18 protein-coding genes and 1 other RNA gene are annotated in these 21,074 nt (G+C 60.8%); 14 read left to right on the forward strand and 5 right to left on the reverse strand.

Annotated features, from left to right (window positions below; translation table 11 throughout):
- Positions 1–167: 167 nt before the first annotated feature.
- The 4 genes from HY696_08800 to lepB are packed head-to-tail and all read left to right on the forward strand — an operon-like array spanning position 168 to position 5,390.
- Positions 168–1,880, forward strand: coding sequence for an arginine--tRNA ligase (locus HY696_08800; GenBank protein ID MBI4238496.1), 1,713 nt, complete (start codon positions 168–170; stop codon positions 1,878–1,880).
- Positions 1,881–1,882: 2 nt separating this feature from the next.
- Complete coding sequence (locus tag HY696_08805; GenBank protein MBI4238497.1) at positions 1,883–2,872, forward strand: SPOR domain-containing protein; 990 nt, start codon at positions 1,883–1,885, stop codon at positions 2,870–2,872.
- On the forward strand, positions 2,869–4,659 hold the full coding sequence (gene lepA, locus HY696_08810; protein ID MBI4238498.1) for an elongation factor 4: 1,791 nt from the start codon (positions 2,869–2,871) through the stop codon (positions 4,657–4,659). Before HY696_08805 ends, lepA begins: the two co-directional genes overlap by 4 nt.
- Positions 4,660–4,664: 5 nt before the next feature.
- Positions 4,665–5,390: a signal peptidase I gene (gene lepB, locus HY696_08815; protein MBI4238499.1), complete on the forward strand. Its 726-nt coding sequence runs from the start codon at positions 4,665–4,667 to the stop codon at positions 5,388–5,390.
- 549 nt (positions 5,391–5,939) lie between these two features.
- Here lepB and HY696_08820 read toward each other — a convergent pair.
- The 3 genes from HY696_08820 to HY696_08830 form a co-directional block, all read right to left on the reverse strand.
- Positions 5,940–6,674 carry a lytic transglycosylase domain-containing protein gene (locus HY696_08820; GenBank protein MBI4238500.1) on the reverse strand — a complete coding sequence of 245 codons (735 nt, stop codon included), beginning with the start codon at positions 6,672–6,674 and terminating at the stop codon, positions 5,940–5,942.
- A 104-nt stretch (positions 6,675–6,778) separates the two neighbouring features.
- Positions 6,779–8,617: an RDD family protein gene (locus HY696_08825; protein ID MBI4238501.1), complete on the reverse strand. Its 1,839-nt coding sequence runs from the start codon at positions 8,615–8,617 to the stop codon at positions 6,779–6,781.
- Complete coding sequence (locus HY696_08830; protein ID MBI4238502.1) at positions 8,607–9,362, reverse strand: glycerophosphodiester phosphodiesterase; 756 nt, start codon at positions 9,360–9,362, stop codon at positions 8,607–8,609. The genes HY696_08825 and HY696_08830 overlap by 11 nt, the downstream gene beginning before the upstream one ends.
- Positions 9,363–9,464: 102 nt before the next feature.
- On the opposite strand from HY696_08830, the gene HY696_08835 reads away from it, so the two are divergent.
- Entirely contained in the window at positions 9,465–10,421 is a 957-nt protein-coding gene (locus HY696_08835; protein ID MBI4238503.1) for a hypothetical protein, read from the forward strand.
- 15 nt (positions 10,422–10,436) lie between these two features.
- Here the strand turns inward: HY696_08835 and HY696_08840 are convergent, their stop codons facing one another.
- Both HY696_08840 and HY696_08845 read right to left on the reverse strand, forming a co-directional pair.
- Positions 10,437–10,742, reverse strand: a complete 306-nt coding sequence (locus tag HY696_08840) for a (2Fe-2S) ferredoxin domain-containing protein (GenBank protein ID MBI4238504.1) — start codon at positions 10,740–10,742, stop codon at positions 10,437–10,439.
- A gap of 15 nt (positions 10,743–10,757) precedes the next feature.
- Entirely contained in the window at positions 10,758–11,618 is an 861-nt protein-coding gene (locus HY696_08845; GenBank protein MBI4238505.1) for a hypothetical protein, read from the reverse strand.
- A 135-nt stretch (positions 11,619–11,753) separates the two neighbouring features.
- On the opposite strand from HY696_08845, the gene HY696_08850 reads away from it, so the two are divergent.
- The 9 genes from HY696_08850 to HY696_08890 all read left to right on the forward strand — a co-directional run bounded on the left by HY696_08850 (position 11,754) and on the right by HY696_08890 (position 21,046).
- The gene (locus HY696_08850) at positions 11,754–12,494 is read left to right on the forward strand and encodes a hypothetical protein (protein ID MBI4238506.1); all 741 of its coding nucleotides are present in this window, start codon (positions 11,754–11,756) and stop codon (positions 12,492–12,494) included.
- A 36-nt stretch (positions 12,495–12,530) separates the two neighbouring features.
- Positions 12,531–12,872 carry a hypothetical protein gene (locus HY696_08855; GenBank protein MBI4238507.1) on the forward strand — a complete coding sequence of 114 codons (342 nt, stop codon included), beginning with the start codon at positions 12,531–12,533 and terminating at the stop codon, positions 12,870–12,872.
- The gene (locus HY696_08860; protein MBI4238508.1) at positions 12,869–13,273 is read left to right on the forward strand and encodes a ribonuclease HI family protein; all 405 of its coding nucleotides are present in this window, start codon (positions 12,869–12,871) and stop codon (positions 13,271–13,273) included. The genes HY696_08855 and HY696_08860 overlap by 4 nt, the downstream gene beginning before the upstream one ends.
- A 94-nt stretch (positions 13,274–13,367) precedes the next feature.
- Positions 13,368–13,796: RNase P RNA component class A (gene rnpB / locus HY696_08865), an RNA gene on the forward strand.
- 107 nt (positions 13,797–13,903) lie between these two features.
- Positions 13,904–14,731 (forward strand): hypothetical protein, encoded by an 828-nt coding sequence (locus HY696_08870; GenBank protein ID MBI4238509.1) that lies wholly within the window; start codon positions 13,904–13,906, stop codon positions 14,729–14,731.
- Between the two features lie 240 nt (positions 14,732–14,971).
- Positions 14,972–16,135 (forward strand): thiolase family protein, encoded by a 1,164-nt coding sequence (locus tag HY696_08875; protein ID MBI4238510.1) that lies wholly within the window; start codon positions 14,972–14,974, stop codon positions 16,133–16,135.
- Positions 16,132–18,510 carry a 3-hydroxyacyl-CoA dehydrogenase/enoyl-CoA hydratase family protein gene (locus HY696_08880; protein MBI4238511.1) on the forward strand — a complete coding sequence of 793 codons (2,379 nt, stop codon included), beginning with the start codon at positions 16,132–16,134 and terminating at the stop codon, positions 18,508–18,510. The genes HY696_08875 and HY696_08880 overlap by 4 nt, the downstream gene beginning before the upstream one ends.
- Before the next feature lie 695 nt (positions 18,511–19,205).
- Positions 19,206–20,063: a TIGR02147 family protein gene (locus HY696_08885; GenBank protein ID MBI4238512.1), complete on the forward strand. Its 858-nt coding sequence runs from the start codon at positions 19,206–19,208 to the stop codon at positions 20,061–20,063.
- Positions 20,060–21,046, forward strand: a complete 987-nt coding sequence (locus HY696_08890; protein ID MBI4238513.1) for a hypothetical protein — start codon at positions 20,060–20,062, stop codon at positions 21,044–21,046. Before HY696_08885 ends, HY696_08890 begins: the two co-directional genes overlap by 4 nt.
- The last annotated feature ends 28 nt before the right edge of the window (positions 21,047–21,074 follow it).

Here is a 21,074-nt window from a genome sequence, read left to right on the forward strand (position 1 = left end):
CGACCGAGCGAGGTCTCAGTGAGCCGAGCGCCGTAACGCGAGGCGAACGGCCCGCAGGCCCCCCTCGCGCCCCTCCCGGGAAATGAACACTGAAGTTGTTTTACAAACGCGCCTTAGCAATACAATTTCTTGCAATCGACTCACGCGTTGCCTAATCTCCCGCCACTATGCTGGAAGCCCATATCAGGCAGCTCTTCATCGAATCCGTCGCCGCGTGTCAGCGCAGTGCCGGATGGCCGACAGACCTCTCGGTGCCCGCGTTTGAGCTGGAGACCCCGAAGCAGGCGGCGCACGGCGACTTTGCGACGAATCTGGCGATGGTCTTGGCGCGGACGTTGCGCCAACCGCCGCGTCAAGTGGCGGAGACGCTGATCAAGCATTTGCCGCCCGATGCGGCGATCGCGCAAGCGGTTGTGGCCGGGCCGGGTTTTATCAATTGCACATTGGCGCCGGACTGGCTCTTTGCGCAATTAGCGCACGTGGTGCAGGCCGGACCGCGTTTCGGTACCAGCCCGACCCATGCGGGCGAACGGTGTCTGGTCGAATTCGTCAGCGCGAATCCGACCGGGCCGCTGCATGTCGGGCACGGGCGCGGTGCCATTTACGGCGACGTGTTGGGCAATGTGTTGCGTGCCGTCGGATACGACGTCATCAAGGAATATTACCTCAACGATACCGGCGTGCAGATCCGCACGTTGGGCCGCTCCGTCTGGTTGCGGCTCCGCGAGCTGCAAGGCGAGGCGATCGAATTCCCGAGCGACGCCTATCAAGGGAGTTACATCACCGATTTAGCGCGGCAAATTATTGCCGCCGGCGAATGGCCCACGTTGAGCGCAATGACAGACGCCGATCGGCTGGCATGGTGTGGCCAATATGCGGGAGCGGCGATCTTGCGCGGCATTCAAGCTGATTTGGCCGCGTGCGGCGTCGTGCTCGATCACTATTTCAGTGAGACAACGTTGCATCAGACCGGCGCCGTCGAAAAGACACTCCAGACGTTACGGGACGCGGGCCATGTCTTCGAACACGAAGGCGCGCTTTGGTTTCGTTCCACCGCGTTCGGCGACGACAAAGACCGCGTGGTCCGTAAGTCCGACGGCCAATACACGTATTTCGCCGCCGATATCGCATACCACGCCGAAAAGTGCGCGCGCGGATTCGCGCGCATGGTCGATGTCTGGGGCGCCGACCATGCCGGCCACGTTACGCGGATGCATGCCGCGGTGCAGGCCCTCGGCTTCGATCCGCAGCGTCTCGATTGCGTGTTATTGCAATTGGTCAATTTGCTGCGGGACGGTGCGTTGGTTAGCATGTCGACGCGGAGCGGGGAGTTCGAGACGTTGCGTGACTTGGTCGACGTGGTCGGTTGCGACGTCACGCGGTATTTTTACCTGATGCGTTCCCACCAGGCCCAACTTGACTTCGACCTGAAACTCGCGACGGCGCGGACGTTGGACAATCCAGTCTATTATCTCCAGTACGCACACGCGCGGATTGCCAGTATCTTCACGAAGGCCGCAGAGTCGGGACTGACTTGGGACCCGACCGTGGTACCGACCGCGGCCGGATTGACGTTACCGGAAGAGGTGCAATTGGCGCGGACCGTGGCCGAATATCCGCGCCTGGTGCGTTTAGCGGCCGCGGAATTAGAACCGCATCGCGTGCCGTTTTATCTCCTCGACCTCGCGCGACAGTTCCAGTCGTATTATTCCAACGGAAAAAAAGATCCGCGGTATCGCGTGTTGGGCCAGCCTCCGGCCGTGGGCGCCGCCAAATTATACCTTTTGAAGGCCATCCAAACCGTGTTACAAAACGGCCTGACATTGCTGGGCGTCAGCGCTCCGGAACGCATGGATCGCACCGAGGTGTTGGAGGGCTGAGTATGGATGACTACTGTGATCCCGAACCTGAGTCACAGGCACCGGAAATGGATGACCAAGACGATCGGGCACAACATTTCTGTAAACTGACGTTCGGACAATTTTTCACGCTCGTCGTGTTGTTGGTCATTACGGTCTGCGGCGCATTTTATCTCGGTGCCCGTTATGGCAATCAATATCTTCGCCTCGACGGACTGCCGGCCGACGAAGTCGCGACCGCATCGGCGCTGCAGCGTGCGGAACCCTCGACGGCGGCCGCGTTGCCGGAATCGATTCGCAACGATGCCGAACTCAAACGCTTAGCGCGTGAAGCGCTGACGCGCTCGCAACAAGATCGCTTAGAGGCGCAAGCGCGTGGGTTGTTAGCCAGCGGCCAAGTTCCGTCCGCCGCTGCAATCGCAGCTGCGGCGGCGTTAGAGCCGGAGCCGGACGTCCCCGATCCCGCGTTCGCCGAGCGTCAAGCCGCGGATGCGCGACGGGGTCCCGAGGAAGACCCAGCGGCCGCAGTCACGGAGCCGACAGCGGCCTCGGAGCCCGACGCGGCGGAAACGCAGGCGTTGTTAAAGGCCGCCGAAGCCGCCGGTGTTGATGTCTCCGGAGTGCGCGAACAATTGTTGGAAGAGGCGGCCGTGGCTCGTGGTCCGGCTTCCAACCCCCAACCCCCAGTCACCAACCACGCAGTGTCCCCGCCCCCGGCGGAACCATCGGTGCGCAATCCGCCAGCAGAGCTCTCCGAACTCCAAGGCGCCAGCGGCTTGCCCTACGCAATCCAAGTGGGCGCGTATCGCGACGCCAAAGAGGCGCGGCACAAGGTCTCGGAATGGAAGACGCGCGGCTATTCAGCCTATGTCATTAGTTCCGATTTGGGCGACAAAGGGCAGTGGTATCGAGTACGGATCGGAGCCTTTGCCACGCGCGGCGAGGCGTCCAACTTTCTTACTGAACTTAAGGGACGCGAGACCGCCGATGGCATCGTCGTACAGAATGAATGAATTCCATTAGAAACTTCTGCATCATTGCCCACATCGATCACGGCAAGTCGACACTCGCGGATCGGTTGTTGGAATTGACCGGCGCTGTCCATGAGCGCAACCGGGTGGCGCAGTATCTCGACCGGATGGATTTGGAACGCGAGCGCGGCATCACGATCAAGGCCGCCGCAGTCCGCTTGCCGTATCGCGCTGCGGACGGCGCCGAATATACGTTCAACTTGATCGACACGCCCGGCCATGTGGACTTCCACTACGAAGTTTCGCGCGCGTTGGCCGCCTGCGAGGCCGCGTTGTTGGTCGTCGACGCGACGCAAGGGATCCAGGCCCAGACGATCGCGAACGCACTCGCCGCGATGGATCACGACCTCGTGTTGATTCCCGTCATCAATAAACTCGATCTCCCGAACGCCGATCCGGAGCGGACCACCGCCGAGCTGATCGACATGTTCGGTTTCACCCGCGAGGAATTACTCCCGGTCAGCGCCAAGACCGGCCTCGGGGTGCCGGCATTGCTCGAGGCCGTGGTACGCCGTTGTCCGCCGCCGCGCGGGATCGTCGCGGGTCCGCTGCGGGCACTGGTGATCGACAGTTGGTTCGACGCGTATCAAGGCGTCGTGGTGTTAGTGCGTGTGATGGACGGGGCATTGCGCCGTGGAGAACGAATCCGTTTCATGGCGACCGGCCAGGCATACGAAATCCTGAAGCTCGGAGTCTACGCGCCGGAATCCGTCGATATCGACGCGCTGACCTGTGGCCACGTCGGCTTTGTCGTCGCCGGCGTGCGCGACGTGCGCCATGCCCAAGTCGGCGACACCGTCACCCACGTTGAACCGGCGGCCGTCGACATGTTGCCAGGATTTCGTCCCGCGCAGCCGATCGTCTTCGCCGGCTTTTTCCCCGCCGATCCGGTGCAGTACGAGGCGTTGCGCACGGCGCTGGAAAAACTGAGTCTGAACGATGCCTCGTTCGCGTATGAGCCGGAGACCTCCGCGGCATTGGGCTTCGGTTTCCGTTGCGGCTTTCTCGGATCGTTGCATTTGGAAATTATCCAAGAACGCTTAGAGCGCGAATTCGACCTCACGTTAGTCAGTACTGCGCCGACCGTGGCTTACCGCGTGACGCGAACCGATCAGTCGCTCGTGATGGTCCGCAACCCGGCGGAATTTCCCGATAGCGGCGAAGTGCTGGGAATTGAAGAGCCGTACGCGCGCGTGATGCTACACGCCCCGCAGGAATACATCGGCAATCTGCTGCAACTCTGTCAGGAGCGTCGCGGGATTCAACAACGGCTCGAATACGTCGGCGCCGAGCGCGTGCGGATCGAATACTTACTGCCCTTGGCGGAACTGATCTTCGACTTCCACGATCGGCTCAAGTCCGCCAGCCGCGGCTTTGCGTCGCTCGAATATTCGCTCGGCGATTATCAGCCCGGTGAGTTGGTCAAACTGACGATCCTGATCAACGGCGAACCGGTCGATGCCCTCTCCGTGATCGTCCATCGGGAGCAAGCGTACTATCGCGGGCGCGAAGTCGTCGCGAAGTTGCGCGCCGAAATCCCGCGCCAAATGTACGAAGTGGCCGTGCAGGCCGCGATCGGCAATCGCGTCGTGGCGCGGGAGACGGTCAAGGCGTTACGCAAAAATGTCATCGCCAAATGTTACGGCGGTGATATTACGCGGAAGCGGAAATTGTTGGAGAAGCAAAAAGAAGGCAAACGACGCATGAAGAAGGTCGGACGCGTGGATATCCCACAAGAGGCCTTCTTAGCGGTGCTGAAGGTCAAATAAGGCGAATGGATATGGATGATCAGGCCACTGTGGAAGTCTCAGGGTCCGGCGTCAAAAAGAGACGCGGCGCGGTGCTTTGGGAGAACGTCAAAGCGATCTTGGGCGCGGTGTTCCTGGCGTTCCTGATCCGTTCGTTCGTCGTCGAACCGTTCAAGATCCCATCCTCCTCGATGGTCCCGACCCTCGCGGTGGGAGATCATATCTTCGTGAACAAGTTTCATTACGGCCTACGACTGCCGTTCACCAAATGGTGGCCAGTCCACTTTAGTCAAGTAGAGCGCGGCGATGTTGTCGTCTTCATTTATCCGGTCGATGAATCGCTCGATTTCATTAAGCGCGTGGTCGCGTTGCCGGGCGACGAAGTCCGCGTCGTGGGCCACGAACTCTATGTCAACGGCGCGCAATTGCCGCACGAGGAAGTGGACGCGGCTGCAGACGACACCGATGGCGAGCTGTATCGGTACTATCGGGAACAGCATGGCGCGCGGGAATATGTTGTGCGCTATGACCGCCGTGCCGGCGAAGTGGAACGCACTTTCCATGTCCCCGAAGGCGCATTTTTCGTGATGGGAGACAATCGGGACAACAGCCAGGACAGCCGCGAATGGGGCGCGGTCCCGTTCGCCCATCTGAAGGGCAAAGCGATGTTCATCTGGATCTCCCGCGACTACGGCCAGAGCATTTTCAATCACGGCATCCGCTGGCACCGCTTTGGGATGGGGATTCGTTAAGAGCGGTGACTGGTGGCTTGGGCGTGTTTGCAATATCGATGAGGAAGTGCGGGTCCTGGGTGCATTCCACACGGCAGTAGTCCGTGCTCGCTCCGAGGGCCGGGCGGAGGTGCCAGGGGTCCCCTGGGTACGCTATCGCGGCCGCATCGAGCGGCCGCGCGCTCACCCTCGCCGTTTTCGACTTTAGATAACGCAAGGAGAAAACGGCTCCGAGAGCCCCTGGGGACCCCTGGCGCCTCCGCCCGGCCAGAACACGGGCAGTCTCCGCGCCGTTGTTCATCAAATGTGCAACCGCGCACTATTGAATATCCAGAGGGGAACGTGGTCCCGGGAGGGGCGCGAGGGGGGCCTGCGCGGGCGAGTCTGAGCGAGGGAGCGCTATGGGGTTGAAGCTCGACCGAGCGAGGTCTTAGTGAGCCGAGCGCCGTAACGCGAGGCGAACGGCCCGCAGGCTCCCCTCGTGCCCCTTCCGGGAAATGGACACTGAAAGCGATTTTGCAAACACGCCCTGGAGAATGGCGCTCACTTGATCCAATCACCAGCCACCCCTTACAATCGCGCAAATCTCGTCGCGATGGCTTGCGGTGGCGGAGTGGCGGGGCGGGTGGGCGTTGGCGCGAGGTTGAAATTGGCGATTGCGTGGGTCGGCATCGAAGAGCGGATCAGCGCGCGCATTGGGATGCCGGCGCCGCCGCGTAGAATGGAGCCGACCGAGCGCGCGAATTGCATCACGCTCGGGACGTAATTCTGAGTCTCTTTGAACGGCGGGATCCCGCGATACTTGGCCACGTTCCCTTCGCCGGAGTTGTACGCCGCGACGACCAGTGTGGAGTTGCCGCGAAAATGGTCGAGCAAGTAGCGCAAATACCGCACGCCGCCTTCCACATTTTGTCGCGGATCCCAAATATTGGTCACCCCGAAGCGGCGGGCGGTTGCGGGCATCAATTGCATGAGCCCCGTGGCGCCGCAGTGGGAGCGCGCCCGCGGATTGCCGCCCGATTCTTGCAACATCACGCCGCAAATCAGATCGATCGGGACGCCGTATTTGGCCGCATTTTGTTTGATGAGCGGGGCCCAATACGCCAGCCGCTCCGCGTGGAGCAGACTGATGCCGAGCGAGCGGCCACCCCCACCGCGTGACGCGCTGCGGGGGGAACTCGGTGCTCGGGGCGAGGCACCGGCACGATCCAATTGGCCGCGAAAGTTGCCTTCGGTCGCCTGTTTGGCCCCTTCCTGTGTCGCGGCCGCGGCCGCGACTTTTTCTCGATCGATCCGGACTAACATATCAATTTACGTCCATTCTAACACGAGGTTCCGGCGCAATGCTACGAACACACGCGTCCCTAGAATGGATATCGGCCAGATGCTGCCCCAAAGTTGCCCGGAAATTATGGACCGGGGGGTGAGGGCGCCGGCACGCGGGTCGGTGGCGCCGTGGTCGGCGCGGCTGTTGGCGGGGTGGGTGCGGGAATACTGGCGGGCATGGCCTCTGGGGATTCGTGACTGGTGGCGGAGGGCTGGTGACTGGGAGCGGACGGCATTGGTGGTGTGGCTGGTGGCTCTGCGGTGGTGGGAGGCGGTGGTGCGGCGCCAGGTTCCGACGGTTGCGGCGTCACGACTGGGGGCATTGGCGGCGACGCGGACTTGAGTGTGAACGTCTGTGTATAGACCCGATGTCCGCCGCCCGCGAGTTTGTCGCGCAGCGTGATATAGACCGTGTGTTGTCCCAGCGGGATGCCGGGCGGCAAATAGATCTGATTGGTAAATTGCAACGGCCCCGACACATGCTTCGGGACGTGATAGTCGATGATGTTTTCCTGTCGCAGTCCGAAGGCACCATCCGGATAACGAATCGCTAAATCCTCCTGGACCCAGACCATCCGATCGGTGGTGCGGAAGCCGTGCACTTCAAAGACGAGATAGGCCGTCTCGCCGGGGACGTAGGTCGGCGGGACGCGCATGTTATCGGGTCGCGCCTCGGCGAAACGGAAGCCTTGGATGTCGAACGGCTCGGTCGGCGCGCCCACGGGCGGAAAGTCCGGCGCGAGCTCGGTACGCGGCACGAACGTGAGCCGGAAGTCTTGATTGAATTGCCCTGGTGCATTGAACAGTCGTTCCGGATTGCGGCTGGCGCCGTAGGCCAGCCCGAGTAGGACGACCGCGAGCACGACGCTCGCCGTCCAGCCGGCGGCGTGACGAGCGCCTTGCACGACCAACGTCCCTGCAACGAAATCCCCGAGTCGTTGGCGTCGTGGTGAAATAGCCATCGCGAGCGGACCGGCCGGCGTGCAATCGAGCGGCGTGAACGCCGTCCGCAACAAGGCATGCGCGAATCCAATCGGCGCGCCGTTTTCTTGCACTAACCGATAGCCGCAGATCCATCCGCCCGGCGTGGTGTGGGCGAAGCGCTGCAAGCCGGCCCACAGTAGTAGGATGGCCAACGGCCCGAGCAGCAAGATCCATTGACTGACGAACGCGCGTTCGGGATTCAGTTGCAACAACCATCCGAGCAGCAGCGCGAACAACAGCGCGGCATCGAGACCGGCGGCGATCAAGCGGCCTGATGTCTTCGCGATTCGATCCCACGCAACCGGGCTGGCCGCAGTGGCAGCAGTCCGTGTAATCACCGCAGTCCCGGCGGCCCGATCGCCGAGACGTTGATGTCGCTCCGAGAATTCCGTCGCGAGTCCCAACAATAAGTAATCGAGCGGGCGAAACGCATTACGCAGCAACACGGTTCCCCAGCCCGGCACATCTCCATCGAGACGACGGACGGTCAAACCGCAACACCACTTGCCGGGCGTCGTTCCGAATAATCCCTCGCTGACGACAAAATAGCCCAGTGCCGCGAATAAATAGACGAGATGAAAAATAATGCCGTTGAATGCCAAATTGGTCGGAGCCGGCGCGTCCCAATGGCCGTGTGCCAGTCGGTGATAGAGTTGATTCTGTGCCCAGTAGCCGGCGAACAACACGTAACTGTCGATAAAGAACGCCGTGAAGCGTTCCCCGGCGCTGGCAATGCGGAGTGTGTCCGTTGTGGCCACGGGCATTTCCGGCAGGGTCGGTGGCGCCGGCTCCGCGGTGTTGTGCGGTGTGCGTGCCGGCCGCTCGGGGTGCGTTCGTTCTTGCAGCTCCGTCGGCTCTTGCCCGAAATCGGCCTGTTCCATTTTTTTTAGGTCCGCGACGTCGATCAGTTGGGTCTCGTCCGGTTCGTCAAAGGGCATGATCACTCCGCAAGACTTCCCGCGCCAGCAGCGGATCATCGGTGATGATCGCTTCTACGTGTGCGGCTGCTGCGGCCTGCATTTCTTCGCGTGTGTTCGCCGTCCAGACCCACACGTGCCACCCGCGCGTCGCTGCGAGCGCCATCCAGGCGGCGGAGAGGGCTTTGGTGTGCAAATGGACGTTCGCTATGCCCGTGATTTTACCAGAACATTTGGCGTGGAGAAAGAGAAAGCTCCGGGGCAGCAGCAGCAGCGCGCGCGGAATCTCCGGCGCCAAGCGGCGTAGTCGCCACAACGTCAGCGGACTGAACGACGAACAAATCACGCGATCGGCCATCCCAAAATTGCGCACCGCCGCGACGACCCGCTCTTCCAATCCGAAGTGCCAATAGGGCTGTGCCTTCAACTCCAAATTAATCCGCAACGCCGACGGACGCAGACACTCCAACACCTCGTCCAGCGTCGGGACTCGTTCACCGGCAAACGCCGGCCCGAAATGGCTCCCGATGTCGATCGTCCGCAACGCCCGCAACGGCGCGCTTTGCACGGTTGGATAGGTCGTGGTGAAAGGCGTGAGCGTCTCTTCGTGGATCACCACTGGGACTTTATCTTTCGTGAGCTGCAAGTCGAGCTCAACGCCATCCACGCACAAGTCGATCGCTTTTTGAAACGCAGGCAGCGTATTTTCCGGCGCGTATTTCGCCGCCCCACGATGAGCGATGATTAATGGTTGCGTGCACGTCATATGGGATCGGCTTATAGCATGCTCCAACGAGTCGTGCAGCAAAGACCTGCGCCCGTAGATACCCACTTACGCACTTACGCACGATATGTTAAGCCCCGTCCCATGCAGATCTTGATCATCGGGGATTCGTTGGCGAAATTGCGGCCACAGAGCGACACCAGTTTGGCGCTCGCGCATGCAGCACTGCAGCGGGGACACGCCGTGTGGTGGGGTGAAGCGGAGCGCGTCGTGTTTTGGGAACGCGCCACGATGACGCACGCCGTTCCGTTGACCGCCTGTGTCTCGAAGTCGTTGCCCGTCGTCGGTGCGGAAACGCGCTGCGCGATCGATCAATTCGACTTGGTCGTGATTCGTAAAGACCCACCGTTCGACGATTCCTATGTCCGACTCTGTTGGCTGCTGCTCCCGTATGAAGGGCGTGTCACGATCAGCAATCGTCCGTCTGCATTGCTCACGCATCACGAAAAAATGATCCCGTGGCTGGCGCGTGCTGCCGGCGCGTTGCGCGACGACGAAGTCCACCCGACGTGCGTGACCGCCGATGCGGCTGTGGCGCGCGACTACGTGCTGGCCCATCCCGCGCCCGCGTGGGTCGTCAAACCGTGGCTCGGTTTCGGCGGTGGTGCAGTACAACAGGCAGCAGACGCCGCCGCTGTGGCCGCACTCGTCGCGGCAGCGTCCGAACCACAACTCGTCCAACCACTGTTGCCAGCTGTAGCGACCGGCGGCGATCGGCGCGTCTTTTTACTCGGCGGCCGCGTGGTCGGTTCGCTGGTCCGGATCCCCAAACCCGGCAGCATCGTCTCCAACCTCGCCGCCGGCGGTCGCGCCGAACTCCGCCCGATGGACGCCGCAACCCAAGACCGCTGCGAGCGCCTGGCTCGCTATCTCCACGAAGCCCAGATCGACTTCGCCGGCGCGGATTGCATTGCAGGCATCGTGTCGGAAGTGAATATCACATCGCCGACGGGACTCGTGGCGCTCACCAGGATTGATGGCGAGGACTTGGTGCCGCAGTGGCTCGATTTGTTGGAGGGGCGGGTGTGGGCACGACCATGAATTTCCGGGCCCACATCAGACGGGATGAGGCTTCGTCATCGGCGCCAGCTGTTCCGCAATGAGTGTCTGGAGGTCGTCCGGCGTCACGGCGGAATACCAGACGTGATCTGGGGTTACGAAGATATTCGGACCGGCGGCGCAGCGGTCGAGGCAGCCGGATTTGACGATCCGGACGCGGTTTTGCAAACCGTGGGTTTTGACGTAGTTACGCAACGCCTCGCGGAGCGCCGTTCCCACTGCGCCGCAACACGTTCGACCGCCGTCACGCGTGTTTTCACAGACAAAGAGGCATTTTTCGAACGGGACCGGTTGACGTGGCATACGTGCTATCGCCGCTTAGCGCAGAAAACCGCGCACGGCTTGAACCCCTGGTGACACGGCCGGGGCGTTCGGGAAATGATCGGTGTCGAGGAACACCGCGACGCCAGTGCCGGTCTTGTGGAGGTTCTCGAAGTATTGATTGATCTGGCCCGGCTCATTTTCGAACGAGGCCACGACCGTCCCGATCGCGCGGGCTTTTTCGATGATCGATTGTTTGAAGGCTTGATTGGCCTTCGCCATCGCCTCTTTGTAGGCCGGGCTATTCTTATCGCCGCTAAGGGCCACGTTGTTCGCCGGCTTCATCAGCAGGATCGCGCGCGTGTCGCCGAGCGGGAAGCCGTCGGCGCGCATCTTGGCCTCGGTTCCGGTACGCAACGTCTGTTCGTCGCGACTCGAGACATATAACAGCGACGCGCCCTTGCCGTAGAGTCCCTTGACGAACTCGACGGCTCCGGGCAGCGGGCGGTCGTATTTCAAGTAGTCCGCGCCGAAGAAGCGCTGCGCCCAGAAGGCGCTGAATTCCGTGCCGACTGCGGCCGCATCGATGCCGGGCGTGTTCTTGAGTTGTGCCAGCACGAACTCTGTGACTTGGAAGCCATCGGTGATTGTGTCGCCAGTAATGATCTGAAGCGCCGTGTAACTCTTGGTCTGTCCATATTCCTGGATAATCGCCGCGCTCCGGCCGCGATTGTCGTACAGCGTCGAATCGAGATCGAGCAACACGACCGCGTTTTTCGTTGTGCCCACCAGTTGCTCGACTTTGTTCAACGTGTCCGTTTGGGACGGGGCGGTGGCATTCGATTGCCAAGCCGCGAATGCGGGCCGAATAGTGAGTGCCAGCCCGAGGGCGATGAGTCCGATGGTGAAGCGTCGCATGATGCCTCCTTAATTAAGGTGAATGTTGGATGGATGGTCGGCGCGAGGACTAGGTGGGCCGCGAAGAAATGTCAATCGTTCCTATCGGCATGCATTCGCTTGACCGCAGTCCGCAGTCGCGATACGCGTCCCGGCATGGCGGTCGATTGGCAACGTGAGTTATCCCTTCTCAAGAGCTACCAAGAGCACTTTTTAGTCGTCCTGCGCTGCGGAGAGAAGCTGACGAAACTGGAATCCGAACGAACCGTGCTGCTGCACGACGTGGAAGAGGTGCGGCAGGCTCTGGTGTCGACCACGGCCAAGCGAGAGCAGGCGGAGCTCGATCGGAAGGGCGAAGAGCTCGAAATCGAAAGCGAAAAAGTCTCTATCCAAACGCGAGAGGCCAAGCTCTTTGCGATCAAGACGAACAAAGAATACCAAGCGGGCATTAAAGAAGTGGCGGAGGCCAAGAAGGTGCTGAAGGCCCGCGAAGACCGCGTATTGCAGTTGATGGAACTGGTCGAAGGGCTGGGAAAAGAATGTACGCAACTTTCTGAAGCGCTCGCCGATAAAGAACGTGTCTGCGCGAATGACCTGCAGGCGATGACTGAAGAGGCAGCGGCATTAGCGCGGGAACGAGACGAAGCAGCGGCGGCAGCCACGGTGGTGGAAGGGCAGTTACGTAAAGAAACGTTGGAGTCCTATCGCTATGTGCAACGCCGCTACCCGGATGCCATGGCGGCGGTGCGGGGCACGACTTGCAGCGGGTGTCATATGCGGGTCCCGCCGCAGCGGCTGTTGGAAATGCGGAAGTTTGTCGACCTGATCTCGTGTGCGACTTGCTACCGGATCCTCTACTACGAGGCGCCGGCGGAAGAGGCCGAAACGGGTCAGTAACCGAAATTGATTTGGGCGAGTTAAGGGGCGTGTGGTATGAGTACAGTTATGGAAACAACGACGGCTGCGAACCGGATGGAATTGAAGTCGATGCCGCTCGATACCGTGGCGGAGATCCTCCAATTCATGGCGGAGCACGAAGACTTTCGGAGTCTGGCCGTGGCCATGGGCGAGGAATTCCAACTCGAAGAAATTCGCGGCATGCTGCGTGAATTGGCGGTCGAGCTGCGAAAGATCTGGGCGTTGCAGCGGCAACACGTGGATCGGACGGAAGTCGAGGCCCACCTGAGTTCGCGTGCCAAGAAGATCCTCACCTGCCTGTCGCCGCGCGAAGAGCGCACGCTACTGAGTGCCTTTGGCCTGATCGAACGTTCATGAAGACCTACACGCTCTTTACCGACGGCGCCGCGCGAGGCAATCCGGGGCCGGCCGGGATCGGTGTGGTAATTCGCGACGGCACCGGGACGATCGTCGCCGAGATCGCCGAGTATCTGGGCGAGACAACGAATAACCAAGCGGAGTACCGCGCGTTACTGCGGGGGTTGGAACAGGCCGTGGCGTTAGGCGCCGAAGGCGTACAGGTCCGGGCCGATTCGGAATTAATGGTCCGCCAAATGCTGGGACAATATAAAGTGAAGCATCCGGAGTTGCGCCCCCTGTACGAACAGGCGCGACAACTGGTGGCGAAAGTGGCGCAGTTTGCGATCCAACACATCCCGCGTGAACAAAACCACGAGGCCGACGCCCTCGCCAATCGCGCGATCGACGATCGGTCGTAGTGCATTTGAATGGGGACAGGTACCTTCAGATGCCCATTTTATGCGTATTTGACGGTACCTGTCCCCATTCAAACGTTCTCTGAAATCAGCTTGCAGGGTCGGTCATATGATCGCTGTGGGTGGCAGGTTGCTCTGCAACCCGCCACCCCACAGAGGAAAGTCCGAACTCCATAGGGCAGAGTGCTGGATAACGTCCAGGCGGGGTGACCCGACGGAAAGTGCCACAGAAAAGATACCGCCCGTCGGCGCGTGAGCGTCGGCGGGTAAGGGTGAAAAGGTGCGGTAAGAGCGCACCGGCAGTCTGGTGACAGGCTGGCCTGGTAAACCCCACTCGGAGCAAGGTCAAATAGGTTTGGGGCGGCTTTTGGCGCGCGGCCCGTGCGTAGGTGGCTGTCCACGTGGCAACCATCTCCCCAGACGGGTAGACTGCTTGAGGCGTCGGGCAATCGACGTCCCAGAGTAATGATCATACGTCGTGCGCAAGCGCGACCGACAGAATTCGGCTTATCGACCGACCTTGCATATTTATTATTGACGTATAACGCGGAGTCGCTTAGGTGGCTCTCTATATAATGATACGGTGGCGCATAACGCGCTAAGCGACCTCGGGGGAGGAAAGGTGATTCGATTATGGCTCGTGTCTCATCCCTCCGCGTTATGGCGATGGCCATCACGGCGCTCTGCCTGCTCCCCAATTTCGTCACCGCCGCGTCCCCGACCACACGCGCAGCGCAACTGCTGAGCGAGCAGCTCCGGAAGGCGCAATACGTCCCGAATGAATCGGATACCAGTTATCGCTTCGTGCTCGACGTCGCCGCATTGGGAGAAAAACAGCAGCAAGAATATCCGCTGCAACTCGTCGGACATCAGGGCAAGGCGTATTTCGTCGCCTCGGCGCAGCCGACCGCAAAGGTGTTTGTTGCGGAGAAGACGTATTGCAGCTACGACTTGAATCAATGGCTCTGTCATGCGATTGCCCCGACCGCGTTTGATCAAAGTCTCCGCTCACCACGCATGAACCTCTATCCGCCGACGGCGATGTATCTGCTGCTCGACTTGATTGAACGCCACGCGTCCGCGACCGTCGTCAGTGTCGCCGGCGAGCGGACCGTAGCCGGCCAGGCCTGCACCGCGTTTCGTGTCGCGTTCGACACGACGCAGCTCTCGCGCGAGGTCGTGGCAAAGCATCTCTATCTCAATTTCGATTCCCCCAAGGCGCTCGACTATCTGACCGGCGCGAGTGCCGAGGTCTGCTTCGACAAGGTCACCGGCCAAGCGCTCAGCTATTGGAACGAGGCCTCGATCGATCAGGCCGCGATGGTCACCGATGGCGCCATCCCCGACGCCACGCAGCTTGCCGACCAACCGCTGGGCACCATGCGTGGCGGCTTCGAGGCGACACGCGTCTCCGCATCCGCGCCGAGCGTCGAGGCCTTCTACCAAGTGCCGAAAGAGTAATCGAGTCTCCGCATCGCGTTGTTCTCCTGTCAGCACGGGCTTGATGATTCCGATCATGATGCCGTCGTTCGAGAAAACAGCCAAGAACCGCTTGCGTTGAGAGGATGCTGCGGGCTATGGGAGCGGCGCAATGAATGACCCTCGCCCCTAGGGCGGGGATCCACCTCCCTCTCCCTTTGGGGAGAGGGTTGGGTGAGGGGGAGGGATCAATAAGTTCACACTCACACCACAGGAGGCAATATGGGGACCGAGGTCGTCGTGGTCGCAGCGGTGCGCAGTCCGATGGGGCGCGCGAAGAAAGGGCATTTCGCCAACACCCGCATCGATGACTTGGCCGCTGAAGTCATTCGCGCGGCCCTTGCAAAAGTTCCGCAATTGCCGCTTGCCGATATCGAAGATTTGTTGATCGGCTGTGCGATGCCCGAAGGAGAACAGGGACTGAATGTCGCGCGCAATATCAGTTTCCTGGCCGGGCTCCCGTTGTCCATGGGCGCCGCCACGATCAATCGCTTCTGCGCGTCGTCGCTCACCGCCATCAATATCGCTGCGCAGGCGTTGCTGGCCGGCAATGGCGAAGTCTTTATCGCCGGTGGTGTCGAGTCGATGAGCCATGTCCCGATGGGTGGGTTCAATCCGTCACTCAATGAAAAACTGCTCACGGTCGTCGGATGTCCGCAGGCGTACATTGGCATGGGGACGACGGCCGAGACGTTGGCGAAGAAATATGGCATTACGCGTGCGATGCAGGACCAATGCGCGCTCAGCTCCCATCAAAAGGCGATTGCCGCGCAACAGGCAGGTGTGTTGAACGACGAAATCGTCGCGTGCGCGGCGTGGCAGTTGAACGGCGCCACGAAAACGGCGGAAGTCGACGAAGGGCCGCGTGCCGACACGACGCTCGAAAAATTGGCGTCGCTGAAACCGGCGTTCCATGCGGATGGGACGGTGACGGCGGGAAATTCCAGTCCGCTGACGGACGGCGCTGCGGCGACGATCCTGATGACGGCCGCGAAGGCCAAGCAGCTCGGCATTAAGCCGTTGGCGCGCATCCGCGCGATGGCTGTGGCCGGTGTCGATCCCGCGACGATGGGCGAAGGGCCGATTGCCGCAGTCCCGAAGGTCTTGAAGCGCGCGGGGTTGAAACTGAGTGACGTCGATCTGTTCGAAATGAACGAGGCCTTCGCCGCGCAGACGTTGGCCTGTGTGAAGGCGCTGGAAATCGATCCGGCGAGGCTCAACGTGCACGGTGGCGCGATTGCGCTCGGCCATCCACTCGGATGCACCGGCGCGCGGATCATGGCGACGCTGCTCAATGCGTTACAAAAGAACAACAAGACGATTGGGCTGGAAACAATGTGTGTCGGTGGTGGCCAAGGTGTGGCGACGATCGTGGAGCGGCTATGAATCCAGCGCGGATCAAGAAAGTGGCGGTGATCGGTTCCGGCGTGATGGGCAAAGGGATCGCGGCGCATTTGGCGAACTGCGGGATTCCAAGCCTGTTGCTCGATCTGGAACGACCGTGGGTGGACAAGGCCCTCGCCGATCTCCCGAAGATGAAACCGGCGTTGCTCTACGACGCTGCGGATATTCGGTTGATCACGCCCGGCACGATTGCCGACGATCTGCCAAAAGTCAAAGACTGCGACTGGATCGTCGAAGTTATCATCGAGCAATTGCAGCCGAAACGCGATCTCTACGCCAAGCTCGAGGCGCTGCTGCGGCCCAATCAGATCGTCAGTTCGAACACGTCCGGCATCGGCTGGCACTTGTTGACCGAAGGCCGTTCTGCGGCGTTCAAACAACAATTCTGCATTACCCATTTCTTCAATCCAGTCCGCTATCTCAAGCTGGTTGAACTGGTCGGCGGCGCGGGCACGGACCAACGCGTCGTCCAGACGATGGCCACGTTCCTGACCGACACGTTGGGCAAAGGTGTCGTCTGGGCGAAAGACACGCCGAATTTCGTCGCGAATCGGATCGGCGTGCACGGCATCATGGTCACGCTGCACGCGTTAGCGAAACACGGTTGGTCAGTAGAAGTGATCGACAAGATCATGGGGCCGCCGCTCGGTCGGCCGAAGAGCGCCACGTTTCGAACCGCAGACTTAGTCGGACTCGACACGCTCGCGCATGTCGCGCAGACTGCGTACGAGCAATGCACGCAGGACGAGGCGCGCGCCATCTTTCAGTTGCCGGATTTCGTGACGCGGATGATCCAAGAAAAATTCCTGGGCGATAAAACAAAACAAGGATTTTTCAAAAAAACGAAAAATGCCGACGGGGCGACGGAAATCTTGGCCTTCGATCCCGCGACGTTTGCGTATCGCGCGCAACAGAAATTCAAGGCGCCGAGCTTGGGCGCGGCGAAAAATATCGAAGACGTGCGCGAACGAGTCCGGACTGTGGTGTTGGCCGCCGACGATGCCGGCAAGATCGCTTGGCCGTTGGTCTCCGAGACGTTGGTCTATGCGGCGAATCGGATTCCGGAAATCGCCGACGACGTCGTGAATGTGGATCACGGCATGGAGTGGGGGTTCGGGTGGGAATTAGGCCCCTTCGCGACCTGGGATGCGCTCGGCGTGCGAGTGGCCGTCGAACGGTTGGAAAAAGAAGGGCGTGCCGTGCCGGCGTTGGCGGCGCAGGTCTTGAAGTCAGGTGCCGGGAGTTTTTATCAAGCCCGCGACGCGCGGCCGACGTATTTCGATGCCGCGTCGTCGGCGTACCAGTCTGTGCCCGCCAAGCCCGGCCTGATCGTCCTCTCCCAACTCCATGTGCTGAAAAAAGTCGTCGAGGCGAACGAGAGTGGAAGTCTGCTCGATCTCGGCGATGGCGTCTTCTGTTGCGAATTTCACAGCAAGATGAACGCGATCGACGAAGGCATCATCGCGATGCTCAACGCGGGTGTCGAGCGCGCGGAGCGCGAGGGCCAAGGGTTAGTGATCGGGAACGAGGGTGTGAATTTCTGTGTCGGCGCCAACTTGATGCTGATCTTCCTGGAGGCGCAACAGCAGAACTGGACGCAGATCGACGAAATCGTCCGCCAGTTCCAGTCGATGGGGCAGCGGATCCGCTTTGCGAAGAAACCGGTCGTGGTCGCGCCGTTCCAATTGGCGTTGGGTGGGGGCTGCGAAGTCGTGCTGAGCGCGGCGCGGGTGCGCGCGGCGGCGGAAACCTATATGGGTTTGGTCGAGCTTGGCGTCGGCCTGATCCCCGCGGGGTGTGGTTGCAAAAATATGTTGCTGCGGATGCAAGCGAACGCGCGCGCTTCACTGCGCGCGACGGACCGGATCTGGATGTCGCCCGACGACGGCGGCCCATTCCCCAAAGTGCAGCGTGCGTTTGAAACCATCGGCTTCGCGAAAGTCTCGACCTCGGCGAAGGAAGCGGTCAACATCGGGTATCTGCGCGCCACCGATCGCGTCACGCTCGATCGTGAACAACTGCTGATGGATGCAAAGGCCGATGTGCTCGAATTGGCGCCCGGCTATCAACCGCCGGCATCGGAAACGATCGAACTCCCTGGGCGCGGCGGCTGGATGGCGATCCGCAACGCGATCGCGCAATTCCGGCTGCAAGGCTTGGTCACGGAATACGACGTCGTGTTGGCCGAGAAACTCGCGTACATCCTCACCGGCGGTAATAGGCCCGGCCCGTGGACCGCCACGGAACAAGACGTTCTCGACTTGGAACGCGAGGTCTTCCTCCAACTCTGTGGCGACGCACGGACCCACGCCCGCATCCAAACCATGCTGATGACCGGGAAACCGTTGCGGAATTAGGGTGTGTTCGCAAAATTGATTTCGGTCCGCGGGTCATCCGAGGGGGCCGCGGGACGGTGCCGGGGTGTCCCAGGGTACGCGGTCGGCGCGCCATCGAGGCGCGCCGCCGCTCGCCCTCGCCGTTTTCGTTGTTGCAACGCGCGCGGAGAAAACGGCTGCGAGAGCCCCTGGGACACCCCGGCACCGTCCCGCGGCCGTGGAAGGAATAACGTCGTATGCGCACGCTCCATCCATTCCTCTTGTGAGGACGTGGTGAAAGTGAATCGCTGGTCTTGCGCCCGTGCTCTGTCTTTGCCTCGAGATCTGTAACTGTGGAGCGCCTTTGTCCAGCTGAGTCAATGAGGCTGGACGTGGATGGCGTATCGGCCGGAGCGGCGGTGGGGAGGCAATAGGGGCTCTCGCAGCCGTTTTTTCCTTGCGAAATCTAAAGTCGAAAACGGCGAGGGTGAGCGCGCAGCGCCTCGATGGCGCTGCGATAGCGTACCCTATTGCCTCCCCACCGTCGCTCCGGTCCGCCGGGAAGATCAGTCGGTTTTGCAAGCGCGGCAGTAGTATACAGAATAATCAGACTGTATTGTAATTTGTATAAATAAATATTTAATAATTAATATCTTATATGACCATCTGTATTCACGCGAATACGGAAAATGTCCTGTATTCTTGCCAATGTCGGACGGCGGGCCTAGGATGTATTCATGGCACGGGGCCCGACCACACCGGTTAATCTCTTTAGCTATCTCGACTATCGGGCATTCCTGCGCGATTGGTATGCCGCGATGAAGCGGACGCAGCGGGCCTTTTCGTTCCGGGCCTTTGCATTGCGGGCCGGATTCACGTCGCCGAATTTCCTGAAACTCGTGATGGACGGGGCGCGCAATCTGACCGAAAAAAGTCTGCCGAAATTCATGATCGGGTTGCGGCTCAACAAGCAGGAGCAGGAATTCTTCCGCAACTTGGTCGGCTTCAATCAAGCGGCCGACACTGCGGAGCGGGATCGCTACTATCAACGGCTGTTGAGTTCGCGCAAATACAACGAACTGCGGCCGATCGAGCGGCAGCAATATGAATATTACGCGGCGTGGTATCATCCGGTGATTCGGGAACTCGTGACGGCGCCCGATTTCGACGGGACGCCGACCTGGATCGCGAATCGGCTGAATCCGGCGATCACGCCCGCGCAAGTGGAGAAGTCGCTCGGGTTACTCGAACAGTTGGGGTTTCTGCAGCGGACGTCGGAAGGCCGCTGGGCACAGACCAGCACGCTCGTGTCGACCGGAGCCGAAGTGCGCTCGGTGATGTTGCTGAACTATCATCGCAACTTGCTTGATTTAACCAAGACGATTCTGGATATCACCCCGGCGAGCGAACGGGATGTGAGTGCATTGACGTTAGGCATTGCCAAGGAGCGACTGCCGATGCTGAAGCGGAAGGTCCAAGAGTTTCGGCAGGAAATCTTAAAGTTGGTCGCGAATGACACGGCGCCGGAGCTGGTGGTGCAACTCAATCTCCAACTCTTTCCGGTCTCGCGCGCCGCGGCGGAGGACGCATCATGACACGACGTCTGCCGAATGGGTGGTGGTGGTGCGTACTGCTGCTCTGCACGGCGTGCGGGCGTGTGACCTCGTTGCAAGGTGGCACGGAGACCGGCAATCCCGATACCGGCGAGCGGGCGGTCACGGGTGAGGTGACGAGCGGCGACGCGGCGGCGGATGAATCAACCATGACGGAGGCGAAGGGTGTGCGCTTCGGGATGACCGATCGCGTCGGTGGCGCGTGTGTTGCCGATACCGTCCGTGTCATTAATTCCCGCGGGCTGCAGAAAGAGGTGGAGATTGATACGGACTGCAGCTTCACCGTGTCACTCCCGGTGCGCAAGGCGTATCTGTTTCGCTTCCTGAAGAACGCGATACCGGTCGGCCATCTTTTCGTTCCCCGCGTCAACGATGCCTATTCTTCCTATGTGGCCGTCGTGGCCGCGAGCGTGAGCCCATTGGCGCTCGGGCGGATCACGATCGCGCAGGGACTGGCGCGGGCACAATACGATCCCGATGCCCAGAACGATCTCGACGGCGACGGAGAGTCAGATGATGAAGACGACGACGACGACGGCGACGGGATCAGCGACGAAGACGAAGACGACTGCGATCTGGACGGCATTCCCGGCGAGCTGGATGAAGAGACCGATAGCTGCGATGCAACGGACGTGGCCGGCACGGTGCCGGTGTTGCGCGTGAAGCCGCGGAACACGACGCTGTTTGAATTGGTCAGTCTGCGCGAAACGGTCGGCGCTTTAGTCGCCTGCACGATTGACGAGGCGTCGCTTACAACGGAAACATTCCGCGTCGAATCCGCGGATGGCGTGGTGATCGATTGTCAATTACGGGTCCATGAATCGGGGAGCGGCGTAGTGTGTCGGCACGACAACGATCCGTTCGCCGCGTTGACGGTCTATACGGCAACGTTAGCCGGTGTCGCATGTACCAATGGTAGTGTCGTGCAGACGCGCAGTTGGTCGTGGAGGACGGAAGAGGATTAATGCAGGAAGGGTGAGCGGGTGCGTCGCG

It is taken from the genome of Deltaproteobacteria bacterium, assembly GCA_016210045.1.
GTDB lineage: Bacteria > UBA10199 > UBA10199.